The organism is Leifsonia sp. McL0607, assembly GCF_049993355.1.
In the GTDB taxonomy this organism is placed as follows: Bacteria; Actinomycetota; Actinomycetes; order Actinomycetales; family Microbacteriaceae; genus Leifsonia.
Window position 1 is genome coordinate 177,657 of record NZ_CP188253.1, and the last position, 11,706, is coordinate 189,362.

Annotated in this window: 13 protein-coding genes; 7 read left to right on the plus strand and 6 right to left on the minus strand. The window is 68.2% G+C overall.

All coding sequences use genetic code 11. The annotated features are described in order from the left end of the window. Window positions 1–64 precede the first annotated feature (64 nt). Together ACPPVW_RS00805 and ACPPVW_RS00810 are read right to left on the minus strand one after the other, a co-directional pair. A complete protein-coding gene (locus ACPPVW_RS00805) occupies window positions 65–1,369 on the minus strand; it encodes an ABC transporter substrate-binding protein (protein ID WP_426624672.1) in 1,305 nt (434 codons plus the stop codon). A gap of 132 nt (window positions 1,370–1,501) precedes the next feature. Beyond that, window positions 1,502–2,515 (minus strand): LacI family DNA-binding transcriptional regulator, encoded by a 1,014-nt coding sequence (locus ACPPVW_RS00810; RefSeq protein ID WP_426624673.1) that lies wholly within the window; start codon window positions 2,513–2,515, stop codon window positions 1,502–1,504. 253 nt (window positions 2,516–2,768) lie between these two features. Between ACPPVW_RS00810 and ACPPVW_RS00815 the strand changes: the two genes are divergently transcribed. From ACPPVW_RS00815 to ACPPVW_RS00830, 4 genes are all read left to right on the plus strand, one after another. Continuing rightward, window positions 2,769–3,857: an NYN domain-containing protein gene (locus tag ACPPVW_RS00815; RefSeq protein WP_426624674.1), complete on the plus strand. Its 1,089-nt coding sequence runs from the start codon at window positions 2,769–2,771 to the stop codon at window positions 3,855–3,857. Further along, window positions 3,854–4,300, plus strand: a complete 447-nt coding sequence (locus ACPPVW_RS00820) for a hypothetical protein (RefSeq protein WP_426624675.1) — start codon at window positions 3,854–3,856, stop codon at window positions 4,298–4,300. Before ACPPVW_RS00815 ends, ACPPVW_RS00820 begins: the two co-directional genes overlap by 4 nt. A gap of 34 nt (window positions 4,301–4,334) precedes the next feature. Further along, window positions 4,335–5,270: an NADP-dependent oxidoreductase gene (locus ACPPVW_RS00825; RefSeq protein ID WP_426624676.1), complete on the plus strand. Its 936-nt coding sequence runs from the start codon at window positions 4,335–4,337 to the stop codon at window positions 5,268–5,270. A 385-nt stretch (window positions 5,271–5,655) separates the two neighbouring features. Further along, window positions 5,656–6,003, plus strand: coding sequence for an SdpI family protein (locus ACPPVW_RS00830; protein WP_426624677.1), 348 nt, complete (start codon window positions 5,656–5,658; stop codon window positions 6,001–6,003). A gap of 509 nt (window positions 6,004–6,512) precedes the next feature. On the opposite strand, the gene ACPPVW_RS00835 is transcribed toward ACPPVW_RS00830, so the two are convergent. The 3 genes from ACPPVW_RS00835 to ACPPVW_RS00845 all read right to left on the minus strand — a co-directional run bounded on the left by ACPPVW_RS00835 (window position 6,513) and on the right by ACPPVW_RS00845 (window position 7,523). Beyond that, the gene (locus tag ACPPVW_RS00835; RefSeq protein WP_426624678.1) at window positions 6,513–6,758 is read right to left on the minus strand and encodes a hypothetical protein; all 246 of its coding nucleotides are present in this window, start codon (window positions 6,756–6,758) and stop codon (window positions 6,513–6,515) included. Between the two features lie 74 nt (window positions 6,759–6,832). Further along, the gene (locus ACPPVW_RS00840) at window positions 6,833–7,156 is read right to left on the minus strand and encodes a hypothetical protein (protein ID WP_426624679.1); all 324 of its coding nucleotides are present in this window, start codon (window positions 7,154–7,156) and stop codon (window positions 6,833–6,835) included. 1 nt (window position 7,157) lies between these two features. Then, window positions 7,158–7,523, minus strand: a complete 366-nt coding sequence (locus ACPPVW_RS00845) for a hypothetical protein (protein WP_426624680.1) — start codon at window positions 7,521–7,523, stop codon at window positions 7,158–7,160. An 80-nt stretch (window positions 7,524–7,603) separates the two neighbouring features. Here ACPPVW_RS00845 and ACPPVW_RS00850 point away from each other — a divergent pair, with 80 nt between their 5' ends. The 3 genes from ACPPVW_RS00850 to ACPPVW_RS00860 all read left to right on the plus strand — a co-directional run bounded on the left by ACPPVW_RS00850 (window position 7,604) and on the right by ACPPVW_RS00860 (window position 10,092). After that, window positions 7,604–7,849 (plus strand): hypothetical protein, encoded by a 246-nt coding sequence (locus ACPPVW_RS00850; protein ID WP_426624681.1) that lies wholly within the window; start codon window positions 7,604–7,606, stop codon window positions 7,847–7,849. Between the two features lie 67 nt (window positions 7,850–7,916). Further along, on the plus strand, window positions 7,917–9,395 hold the full coding sequence (locus tag ACPPVW_RS00855) for an MFS transporter (protein ID WP_426624682.1): 1,479 nt from the start codon (window positions 7,917–7,919) through the stop codon (window positions 9,393–9,395). 10 nt (window positions 9,396–9,405) lie between these two features. Continuing rightward, window positions 9,406–10,092: an MgtC/SapB family protein gene (locus tag ACPPVW_RS00860; protein ID WP_426624683.1), complete on the plus strand. Its 687-nt coding sequence runs from the start codon at window positions 9,406–9,408 to the stop codon at window positions 10,090–10,092. A 265-nt stretch (window positions 10,093–10,357) separates the two neighbouring features. On the opposite strand, the gene ACPPVW_RS00865 is transcribed toward ACPPVW_RS00860, so the two are convergent. Further along, on the minus strand, window positions 10,358–11,671 hold the full coding sequence (locus ACPPVW_RS00865) for a glycoside hydrolase family 6 protein (RefSeq protein ID WP_426624684.1): 1,314 nt from the start codon (window positions 11,669–11,671) through the stop codon (window positions 10,358–10,360). Between the last annotated feature and the right edge of the window lie 35 nt (window positions 11,672–11,706).

Below are 11,706 nucleotides of genomic sequence, written 5' to 3' on the forward strand. Positions count from 1 at the left end.
TTCAGGTGGTCCGTGCTCGCCGGGCGGGATGGGCTCCCGCCCGGCGAGCGTGTCGGTCAGAGCGTCAGCCGCCGATCGACTGCTTGACCTGGTCCTGCGCGGCCTGCAGCGCCGACTTGATGTCGGAGTCGGAGACCGTGCCACCGGTGGCGATCTTGGCGAACATGTCGTTCATCGCCTTGCCCACGGTGTTCTCGAACTGGTCCTCGGCCGGCACCAGCGGCAGAGGCTTGGACATCTCGTTGTAGATCTTCGTGAACGTCGCGGCCTCGTCCGGGTTGTCCGTGAACACGGCTTTGGCGCCCTTCAGCACCGGCAGGCTCGAGTAGGGCTTACCGAGTGTCGTCTGCGTCGACTCGCTCGTCATGTACTTGACGAATTCGAGAGCGGCGTCCTTGTTCTTGGTGTTCTTGAAGATCGACAGGTTGATGCCCGCGACGTGGCTGGCCACGGGCTTGCCGCCATCGGGCGACGGGAAGGGCACAACGCCGTACTGGTCGGACTTCATCCCATTCGCGGCGATCGAGCTGTCGGCGTTGTTCTGGTTGAGGATCATCGCGACCTTGCCGGTGGCGAAGTCGTTGACCGCCTGGACGCCGTTGTCGTACTGCGCGTTGGAGGTGTTGACGACCTTGTCGGTCTGCATCAGGTCGAGGTAGCGCTTGATGCCGTCGACGTTCGCGGTGGACGTGAACGTGGGGTTGCCCTTGCTGTCGAACCACTCGCCGCCGTTCTGCGCCGAGTTGATGAACGCGAAGTGTGCGTTCTCGGTGTAGCTGCCCGCTGCGAGAGCGAACCCGAACTGCGTGCTGGTCGTCAGCTTCTTGGCGTCGGTGACCAGCTCCTCCCAGGTGGTCGGCGGCTTGACGCCGGCGTCGGAGAGCATCTTCTTGTTGTAGTACAGGCCGTAGGCGAGGCCGTACAGCGGGACGCTGGTCGGCGTCTTGCCCGCCGCGCCGCCGGTGTCGAGGGCGGTCTTCACGAACTTGTCGCTGCCTCCGATCGCCTTCATCTCGCTGTCCCCGAACGGCAGGAAGGCCCCGGTCGCCTGCAGGGAAGCGGCCCAGGTGTTTCCGATGTTGAGAACGTCGGGCCCCTGTCCGGAGGTGACTGCGGTCTGGATGCGCGTCTGCAGGTCGTTCCAGCCGATGACCTCGAGCTTGACCTTCACGCCGGTCTTCTTGGTGAAATCATTCAGCACCGGGGTGAGTACCTGCTTGTCGTTGTCGAGGCTGGTCCCCTGGTTGCTTGCCCAGTAGGTGATAGTCGACCCGCTGGCCGACGATGTCGAACCGCTGCTGCTGCAGCCTGCTGCCACGAGCGAGATCGTGGCCGCAAGCGCTGCCGCGGCGATGACGCGTTTCCTCATTGTGACTCCTTCGTCTCTTGATGGGCGCTTGCCGCCGGAGAGCGCACATAGCACCAGGGCGACTATAACTGAACCGGTTCAGTGATGCCAAGCGTTGACGCCGGGGAAATCCGGTGTATACCGGATACGTTCTCAGGCTGTCACGCGGACGCTCGTCGACCGCACGACCAGTTCGGAGGCGCGCGCGAAATGGGTCGGCGTCTCGACACCGGCCAGCTCGTCGAGCAGCATCCGGGTGGCGCGCCTGCCCTGCTCCTCGGGGAACCGCGCGAGTGCCGTGAGCGGGCGCGAGCCGAGGCGGCAGATCAGGGAGTCGTCCCAGCTGACCAGGGCGACGTCGTCCCTTCCGCGCCGCGACAGCGCCGCCTGGGCCCCGAGCGCCAGCAGGTCGTTGGAGGTCACGATGGCCGACAGCCCCGGATCGTCGGCGTGGGCCGCCGCGATGCGTTCGCCGACCTCCATCGAGTAATCCGACGGCTCCGATGCGGCCCGCATGCCGAGGTCGGCCGCGAAACGCGCGATCGCCTCCGCGCGGTCGCGTTCGTGCTCGAACTCGCTGGGACCCTGGATGTGCAGGATGCGGCGATGCCCCAGCGCATGCAGATGCTCGACCAGCAACCGCGCGTCGCCGGACGCGTCGTAGAGCAGCACCCGGCCAGGAGCCACCTCCTCGTCATTGCCGTGCAGCACGAACATCAGCCCCAGCTCGTCGAGCAGCGCCGGCCGGGGGTCGCCGACGACGATGTCGAACAGCATGACGCCGTCGACGCGCTGCTCGGCGCTCCAGCGCCGATAGGCGGCCAGGTCTTGTCCGTTCGAGGTGCCGACCATCCGCAGCAGCAGCGACTGGCCGCTCTCGGCGAGCTCGGCCTCCACCCCGGCCAGCAGGCTCATGTAGTACGGCTCGGTGCCGAGCAAGCCCGGATCGCGGTGCAGCACGATCCCGATCGCGTCGGACCGCGCGCGGGAGAGAGCACGAGCGCTCGAGCTGGGATGCCAGCCGAGCTCGTCCGCGAGGTCGAGCACGCGCCGGCGGGTGTCATCGCTCACCCCCGGCTGGCCGTTGAGCGCGTACGACACCGAGGCCTTGGACAGCCCGAGCCTGTCGGCGAGGCCGCCGATCGTCACGCGTGTCGCTGACACCATCGACCGCTCCTTTCGCTCGCCGGACGGGCCCAGGTTACCTCGGACTGAAGCGGTTCAGTGCACACGACGTCGCCGGACGCTGTGCATGGAGTGGTCCCTGAATCGCCGGGCGTCGCGAACGGAGGAAACTCGCGGCAATCCCCTGTCGACCACCTCCGTTCCGTGCCGTGAACCGGCGTGTCAACCGCGATCTCCTCCCTTGCCGACGGTCACGGAGGCAGGGAACGCGCTCTCCGCGGGATATCGTGACTGCATGAGTGAACCTGGGGACGGCCGCGTCGCGGTCTATATCGACTTCGACAACATCGTGATCTCGCGCTACGACCAGGTGCACGGCCGGGGTCAGTTCATGCGCGACCGGCAGAAGTCGGGAACGCAGCCGAAGCCCGCGTTCGTGGCGAAGCTGGCCGAAGCGCGCGTCGACCTCGGCGCGGTCATCGACTTCGCGTCGTCCTTCGGCACCCTGGTGCTCACCCGGGCGTACGCGGACTGGTCCGCCGCCGTCAACGCCGAGTACCGAGGCCAGCTCGTCGGGCGGGCCGTGGACCTGGTACAGCTGTTCCCTGCGGCGGCGTATGCCAAGAACGGGGCCGACATCCGCCTCGCGGTCGATGCGGTCGAGGATCTCTTCCGCCTCCCCGAACTCACCCACGCCGTCATCGTCGCAGGCGACTCCGACTACATCCCGCTGGCCCAGCGCATCAAGCGCCTCGGACGGTACGTCATCGGCATCGGCGTCGCCGGCTCCACGGCCCGCTCCCTCGCCGCGGCCTGCGACGAGTTCGTCAGCTACGACGACCTCCCCGGCGTCGCACGCGACGAGGCGGCGACCTATGCCGCTGAGACGGTCGGCCCGGTCGAGGAGGACGCAGCAGAGGCCGCAGAGCAAGCCACCTCAAGCGCCACCGGGTCGGAGTCAGCGCGCAGCCGACGCGGCGCCGCCGCGGAGACCGGCGAGAACGCGCCGGACGCGGAGCAGCCGAAGCGTCCCGCCCGCAAACGCAAGGCGGCCACGCCGGAGCCGGAGCCTGCGGACGAGCCCGCCGAGGATCCGCAGATCGTCGCCACGCGGCTGCTCGCCCGCGCGATGCAGCTCGGCCACGAGACGGAGGACTCCGAGTGGCTGCACAGTTCGTCGGTGAAAGGCCAGATGAAGCGGATGGACCCGTCGTTCAGCGAGAAGGCGCTCGGGTTCCGGTCGTTCAGCGACTTCATCAAATCCCGGAGCACGCTCGTCGAGCTCGACGACAGCTCGACCGCCCAGATGCTCCGGCTGGCGCCGGCGCCGTCGCGTCGCGTCCGTCACAGCGGCAAGGCCTCCGACTCGGTATCGCCCTCGTGAGCGTGCCCGCCGCCGGACCGGAGCCGCCCGAACGACCCGAGCCGGGACGTCGACCAGCGGTGGTCACGGCCGTCGCGGTGCTCTGCTGGGCCGTCGGCGCGCTGGAACTCGTGCTCAGCATTCTCGTCCTCGTGCTGGCCGAAGTGCCCGGGGCGCTCCCCTCGACGCTGGCCGGGAGTCTGTTCGCGTCGTCGATCGGCTACCTCGTCGTCGCGCTCGCCTACCTGGCAGTCGGTTTCGGCGTCTTCCGCGGGGCCGACGTCGCCCGTGTCATCGTGCTGCTGGCGAGCCTGATCCAGCTGGCTGTCGGGCTCTACACGGCGCTCACCAGCGAGCCGATCGCGGGCATCCTGTCGATGGGGCTCGCCGTCGCGATCGCCCTTCCGCTCTGGGTCGGTCGTGGCGCCGCCTGGTTCGAGGCGCGGCGCACGCCACGATCTTGAGGCGGCGCACAGGATCCGCGCGTTGACTGTCTCCATGGCACGCGTGTGGATGGCAGAACGGTGGGGTTCCCCCGACACCTGGTCGTTCGTGGAGCGGGAGGTCCCGCGCCCCGGGCGAGGAGAAGTCACCATCCGCGTGCGCGCAGCCGGTGTCAATCCGGCCGACTTCAAGCACGTCGCGAGCCCGCGTCCGGGCCTCGCGCTTCCCGCGCCGATCGGCTACGAAGTCGCCGGCGAACTCCTCGAGCTCGGCCCCGACACCGAGATCGCCTCGGGCGGCGGCGCCCCCGGCGATCCCGTCGTGGCCTTCCGCATCCAGGGCGGTTACGCCACCGAGGTCACGGTTCCGGCATCCGACGTGTTCGCGAAGCCCGCGCGGCTGACGGACGAGGAGGCCGCGAACCTGTTGCTCGCCGGCTCGACTGCCGCCCAGATGCTCGACGTGACCCGGGTTGGCGACGGAGACACCATCCTGGTGCACGGCGCATCGGGCGCGGTCGGCGTGAACGTCCTGCAGCAGGCCGTGGAACTCGGCGCACACGTCATCGGCACCGCGAGCGAGAACAGCTTCGCGCGGGTCCGCCGCTTCGGCGGCCACCCGGTCGCCTACGGCCCCGGCCTCGCGGACCGGGTCCGCGCGGCAGCGAATGGACCGATCGCCGCCGCGCTCGACGCGGTCGGGACGCAGGAGGCGGTGGAGGTGTCGCTCGAGCTCGTGCCGGACCGCGGCCGCATCGTCACCATCGTCGCCGCCGACCGGGCGAAGAGCGACGGCTTCCACGCTGTCGCGGGCGCGCAGCCGGAGAGCGCCGCATTCCGCGACGCGGTGCGACCGCGCCTCCTGCAGCTCGCGGCCGAAGGCCGCCTGCAAGTGCCGATCGCGCGCACCTACTCGCTGGCCGACGCCCCCGAGGCCCTGCGATTCCTCGCCGAGGGCCACCCCGGCGGCAAGCTCGCGCTGCTGCCCTGACCTGTGGAAACCTTGGTCGCGGGCTCTCTCGGAGCTGGGGTCGCGGCATCGCTCCGCGCTGCCCTAGCTCCGCTGTATCACTTCGCGTCGCGGCGCTGGCGTGTTAGCTTTTCCTAATGGAAATCTTAGATTTATATTTCCACGTTTCACACAGGAGTCCTACTCGCTGTAGCAAGCCTGGGTGACACGCGTTGGTTCGGATGGTTCGAAGACCGACGTCGCGGCACCATGCTCCAAACATTCTTCTGTGGGCGTGCGTGATTCGAGTCGCATACGTGAATGCAGAGGCGGCCTTTGGTGCGCGCGGGATGGCTACTCGCTGTGGCTGTATCGCCGATTGCGCCGTCATGTCCCCAGGCCCCTAGGCGGCCGAAAGTAGAAGAGGTTGCGCACGCTGCCTGAACTCGGGCTTACCGTCCTTGTCGCTGCCATCCCAGTCGTGACTTACCTGCTAACAGTGCTGGCGATCAAAGTGGGTCCCAATCCGCTCGTTGGATTCAGGATTTCACGCAAGATGAAGGACGAGGCGTTGTGGAAAGCTGTACATCAGTCACTTCTGCCGCACATGTCGAAGCAGATTCTTCTGTCGATTACGGCTCTTCCGGTGATCGCCGCACTGTACCTGCTCCCACCGAGCTTCCCGTTTCTTTTGATCGCGATGGTCGTGCTAATGCTTGCAGCAGTGAGCGTCACGATACGTCATGCCTATCGCGAGATCGAAATGCCTGGGTGACACGTCAAACACGCTACGCAGGCTGGCCGCCGTGCTTGCATCCGTATTCCCGTCAGTCGTCGCACTGGGTCATGGTTGACATGGGACCAAGAACTTCCGGAAGCGGTCGGGACGCACTGGTCATCAAATGGCGCGGCCGACCGCGCGACCCCGACCGGTGAGTTCTTCGCCGCAACATTCGCTGTCTCCGCCATCGCCGGAGCTGTCAGCGCAGTCGTGGCGGTGCTCCCGCGCATCCATCCCCTAGCGAGACGGCTGGTCCTTCTTGCATTAAGCAGCGTGTCCGCGATTGCTGCGTCGCAATGGCTGGTCTCGGCGGGGCTCACCCTTCACGCGGGCGATCCGTACAGGTCGGTCCTGGGGGCGTGGATCCTCGTGATCTTCGGGTCATTCGTCTACGGAGTTCTACCCCTCTTGCTGGTACCGCCTGTCCGAGCGACATAGCCGCCCCCGACGCACATCTCCCCCCAGCGCTCACGGCCGCGCCGCAAGTGCTCCTCACCGGTCGCTCATTCGACCTGCAACTGCGTCCGCGCGGGCGACGGGCACACGAGGAAGGCGTGACCGTGGTCGCGCTCCATCGTGTGCTCGTCGATTCGGCGGGTGCAGAGCGGGCACGTCGCAGCTTCCGTCCTCGGTGCCTCCTGGCCGTATGGGCCGAGAGGAGGCGGGCCGAGGACCGGGAGCAGCTTGGCGTCCAGCCATTCGGCCGCACGCTCGGCCCGATTGCCGCGCCGACTCTCTACCTTGTCCACACCTCGATGGTAGAGCGGTATCGGCCGTTCGACGCTGCTTCGCAGTGGGCGTCCAGGCTGCCAGGAGCGCTGCCTCAGCGATCGGTGAACTCGCCGCGCTCCGCAGCGTCCTCCGTCATGATGACCATCCCGCCCGTGCGTTGGCTGGTGTGCAGCAGCGCCTCCATCCAGCGTTCGTTCAGCGTGGGAGGTCGGCTGCCGCTGAACACGAACGACAGCGGGATCTCGCGGCTGATCCAGAGGCTCATGCGGCCTCCGCCCTGCTCGACGGGGATCTCCCAGTTGAGCAGGAAGCTCTCGTGGCGACGCAGCTTGGTCACCAGGGCGATCTTGACGTGCGAGAGCGTGCGGTCGTCGAATTCGTACTCGCGGCTGTTGCCGTAGATCAGCTTGCCCACGTCAGTCGCCCTGGCGTTTGGGGCGGGAGTCCCGGTAGGTACCCTCCGGCAGTTCTTCGCGGATCTCGGCGCGCAGGTCGTCCTCGAGCAGGAGCCCACTGTTGCTGTTCGCCTTCTCGGTGAGGATCGTGAGCCATTCCCGGTTGAGCTCGGGGAGTTCCGGACGTGCGAACACGAACTGGAGGCTGATCGACGGGTCGAGCCAGATCGACCGAAGTATCGGCTCCGCTCCCGCTGTGCGGTCGGCCCAGAGGAGCAGGAATCCTTCGCGTCGGCGCAGCTTCGTGGCGATCACCGCCTGCAGATGTGCGAGCACCCGGTCGTCGAACGTGAAGCCGTCGGCCCCGTCGTAGATCAGCGTTCCCATCGCGTCCTCTCCAGGAAACACTTTCGCCGTCCTCCCGCGCGCCGTCAAGTCGTCGCGCGGCGGCGGCGTAAAGTCCGGCCATGGACGCTCTCACGCGAACCATCAAAGCGGCACTTCTGTACGAAGACGGCCGCACCCTGGACAGTGTCGTGGTCGTGCCCCTGATCGGAGGCTGTCCGCCGGGCGAGATCCGGGTCACCACCACGTTCGCGGGCGCTCTCGCCTACGACGTGTACGTGCTGGACGAGGACGAGGAGTTCTCGTCGATGCCGGCGTACCCGTACCGGTCGACGATTCCCCTCACCACCGGCGACCTCGATGACTGAGACCGCCGACTGAGACCGTTGGTCACGGCAAGCCGGCGGGGCCTGCCCACCCGCGTAAGGTGGTCAGGTGACCGACGCGCCCGCCCCCGCCCGTGCGGGCTGGGCGGTGGCGGCACTCAGCCTTGGCACGCTGCTGAACCCGCTCAACTCGTCGATGATCGCGGTCGCTCTGGTGCCGTTGCAGCGCGACTTCCAGGTCAGCGTCACGACCGTGACCTGGGTAGTCACGTCTTTCTACCTCGCATCGGCCGCCGGGCAGCCGCTCATGGGCCGGTTCGCCGACCGCTTCGGGCCGCGCCGCCTCTTCCTCTTCGGCATGCTCGTGGTCGCGCTCGCCTGCGCCGCGACCCCGTTCGTGAGCTCGTTCGCCGCGGTGTGCGCCGGGCGTGTCGCCCTCGCTGTCGGGACGGCGACGGCGTTCCCGTCGGCGATCGCGATGCTGCGCGCTGTCGCGGCGAGCAGCGCGGTCGGCACTCCGCGCCTGCTCGGCCGCATCCAGATCGCCAACACCTCCGGTGCCGCGATCGGTCCGGTGCTCGGCGGCGCGTTGGTGACCTTCCTCGGCTGGCAGGCCATCTTCTGGGTCAATATTCCGCTCGCCGCCCTCGCCTTCGTGGGGGTGAGCGTCTTTGCGCCACGCGAGGCCGACCCTCGGTCACAGACCATGACCTCGGTCGCAGGCTCCCTCGGCGCTGGGGTCGCAGGACCGCTTCGAGCTCCTTCTGAGCTCCACCGCGCCCCGCTGCGGCGCATCGTCGCCGAGTCGGACGTGCCCGGCATCCTGCTCTTCGTCACGACCCTCACCGCCCTCCTGATCTTCCTGCTCGACCTGCGCCCGCAACCGCTCTGGTGGCTGCTGCCGGTGGTCCCGATCGCCGCGGCACTGTTCGTCTGGCGCGAGCTGCGCACGCGGCACCCGTTCCTCGACCTGCGGCTGCTCGCCGCCAACCGACGGCTGCTGATGGTCTACCTGTGCTTCGCCGTCTTCAACGTGGTCTACTACAGCGCGTTCTTCGGCCTCCCTCAGTACCTTCAGGAGCACGGCGGCTACTCGGCCGGCATCACCGGGCTGCTGATGTTCCCGCTCGCGGCGGTGACCATCGCGGTCACCCCGCTGGCGGCGCGCGCGATCGAGGGCGTCGGGCTTCGGCCGACGCTGCTCGCTGGAGCCTCGGCACTGGTCGTCGGCGCCGTGCTGCTCGGGTTCGCTGCCGCGACGACGGCGCCGTGGGTCATGCTGGCGCTGACGGCGGGGCTGGGAATCCCGTATTGCGTGGTGAGCATCGCTATGAACCAGTCGCTGTACTCCGCCGCGCGCCCGGAGGACGCGGGGGTCGCCGCCGGTATCTTCCAAACCTCCCGCTATGTCGGTGCGATCGTGGCGACGACGGTTCTCGGTCTGCTCTTCAGCACTGGGACGACCTCCGGCAGTTGGCTGGCGGTCGTCTCGATAGCGAGCGGCCTCGCCGTGGTGCACCTCTGCCTGCTGGTGTTCGTGCGGCCCCGCGGCCGGATCAGGGGTGCCACGGAGGCCGCACCCTCCTAAACTCCCGCCCATGAGCATGTGGCTGGGCACCGGTACGCTGGCGGACCAGTTGCTGCTGCTCCTGCTCGCCTTCGTGCTCTCCGCGGTCATCGGCATCGAACGCGAACGCCAGTTCAAGAGCGCAGGGCTGCGCACGCACATCCTCGTGGGGCTGGGCGCCACGCTGTTCACTCTCGTCTCGGCCTACGGCTTCGCTTCGCTCGGGCTGGGCGCCGTCGACCCCTCCCGGATCGCCGCGCAGGTCGTCACGGGCATCGGCTTCGTCGGCGCCGGCGTGATCTTCGTGAATCGCGGCAACGTCGTCGGGCTGACCACGGCGGCCTCCATCTGGGTGACGGCGGCGGTCGGGATGGCGTGCGGCGCCGGTCTTCCCCTGCTCGCCGTCGCGGGGACCACTCTGCACCTCGTGACTGTCGGCACATTGCCGATCGCCGAACGGCTCCTCCGCAGGAGGTCGGAGAACCAGCTGCTCGTCCGGGTCTCTCCGACCGGAGAGCAGCTCGGTACCGTGCTCGACAGTCTCGCCACCGCGGGCATGCACGCGCGCGTGGACGACCTTCGCCGACGTTCCGACCGCGATCTCGAACTCGCCGTTCACGTGCGCGGCAAGCAGAAAGACGCCGATCGGCTCCTCGCGGAGCTGGGTTCGATCGACGGCGTGGTGAGCGTGACCTCCGGGCCGATTCGCGGTGGTTAGCGTCCGTTGTTCGCCACGTGCGGGTGAAGATGTCACCCACTCAGACAGAAGGCCGCCCGCGGACGGCGGCATCGGCCTCTGAAGCCGGAATCGAAAACGGCAAGGGCTGGCGGAGTCCAGGCTCCACCAGCCCTCACCGTGCATGGTCGTGATTTACGTGCTTTCCGTCAGTCGCCCACCGTGGCAGCTCCATAAGGCCCGTACTTCCAGGGAAACACGTGCCCTCGCCGCGACGGGATCGGACCACACTCGGGCCGTTTCACGTTCAGAACAGCGACGGTACCGCGTTCTGGGCGAGCTGGAGGGCCTGCTGCGGGAACCAGGCGCCCGCCGCCGGGTCCACGATTCCACCCCACTCGGGGTCTGTCGTACTCCCGCTGATGCCGCGGTTGCACTGGCCGTCCGACTGGCCCGGCGTCTTCACCCAGAGGAACGCGTCCAGCAGGGGATACGCCGCCTGTGCGGGCGCCGCCTGGGGACGGGCGCCCAGTCCCGCTCCGGGAGGGTTGCACCAGGTCTGAGGGTCCGGGTAGCCCGCGGACGCGGGCGCAGCCCACGGCCCTCGTCCGTTGCGGCTCGTGTCGAGCACGTAATGGGCTGTCGGTGTCGCTGTACCCAGGATGCTCGCGTACCGCGAGTCGATCCCCGCGGTGTTGAGCGCCGAGTCGGTGGCCGTCGGGCTCCACTGGCCGTTCGGGTTCAGGGCCGTGCCGGTCCAGTTGTTGGCTGGTCCGCCACTCCAGTACATGTCGCCGCAGCTGCCGGTGTCGCCGGCCTTGACGGACGTCGTGTAGGCGAGGCAGTCGGAGACCCAGCTGCCGTACTCCTCGAGGTTCGGAGTGAACTGGTAGTTGGAGACATTGAGGGAGAAGCCCTGAACGTCCGCCACGCCGGCCTGCTCCAGGCGCGTGGTGATGTCGCCGACCGAGTGCCACGCGCTGTGGCCGGCGTCGAGGTAGACGAGGGCCTGCGGATCCGACTTCGTGATCGTCATCCCGGCGTACTTGATGTCTGCGATCCGTCCCGCCGTCAGCGCCGCGACATCCTGGCCGGGGTAGGCAGAGGGGCAGTCGCTGGGCAGGTTGGCGAGTCCATCCGGCTCGACGATCACGATGACGCGCTGGGAGCTGCTCAGGCCTGCGGCGAGTCCGTCCACCCACGTCCGGTACGCCTCATCGCTGCCGGCGCCTCCGGAGGAGTACTGCGAGCAGTCCCTGCCGGGCACGTTGTAGACCACCAGCGTCGGCACCGTCCGGGTGAGGGTGGATTCCACGACGACCGTGCGCACCTTCTGCTTGACCACGGCGGCCGTGCCGTCGGTGAACCACACCGCCTGCGGTGTTGCGATCTCCTTGGTGATCAGCGCCGCGTCCTTCAGGTCGCGCTTTGCGATGAGCTGCCCGACCTGCTTCACCGCCCCGGCGCTGGGCGTCGGCGTGAAGAAGCGGGTGGCGGGAGGCAGCGGTTGGGGGTTCGGGTCGGCGAGCGCAGGCGCGGCGCCCGCGAGTTGAGTCAGTGCCAGGGCGACCGAGATGGCGGTCAGGGCGAGGCCGCCTCGGCGGACAACTCTTCGGCTCATCGTGCTCCTTCGCAATTCACCGGGGTGTGAGAGCG

Coding starts and splice junctions, on each gene's coding strand:
- ACPPVW_RS00825 (WP_426624676.1), top strand. CDS start 4,335: ATGGCACGCGTGTGGATGGCAGAACGGTGGGGTTCCCCCGACACCTGG.
- ACPPVW_RS00845 (WP_426624680.1), bottom strand. CDS start 7,523: ATGGGAACGCTGATCTACGACGGGGCCGACGGCTTCACGTTCGACGAC.
- ACPPVW_RS00810 (WP_426624673.1), bottom strand. CDS start 2,515: ATGGTGTCAGCGACACGCGTGACGATCGGCGGCCTCGCCGACAGGCTC.
- ACPPVW_RS00805 (WP_426624672.1), bottom strand. CDS start 1,369: ATGAGGAAACGCGTCATCGCCGCGGCAGCGCTTGCGGCCACGATCTCG.
- ACPPVW_RS00850 (WP_426624681.1), top strand. CDS start 7,604: ATGGACGCTCTCACGCGAACCATCAAAGCGGCACTTCTGTACGAAGAC.
- ACPPVW_RS00865 (WP_426624684.1), bottom strand. CDS start 11,671: ATGAGCCGAAGAGTTGTCCGCCGAGGCGGCCTCGCCCTGACCGCCATC.
- ACPPVW_RS00860 (WP_426624683.1), top strand. CDS start 9,406: ATGAGCATGTGGCTGGGCACCGGTACGCTGGCGGACCAGTTGCTGCTG.
- ACPPVW_RS00815 (WP_426624674.1), top strand. CDS start 2,769: ATGAGTGAACCTGGGGACGGCCGCGTCGCGGTCTATATCGACTTCGAC.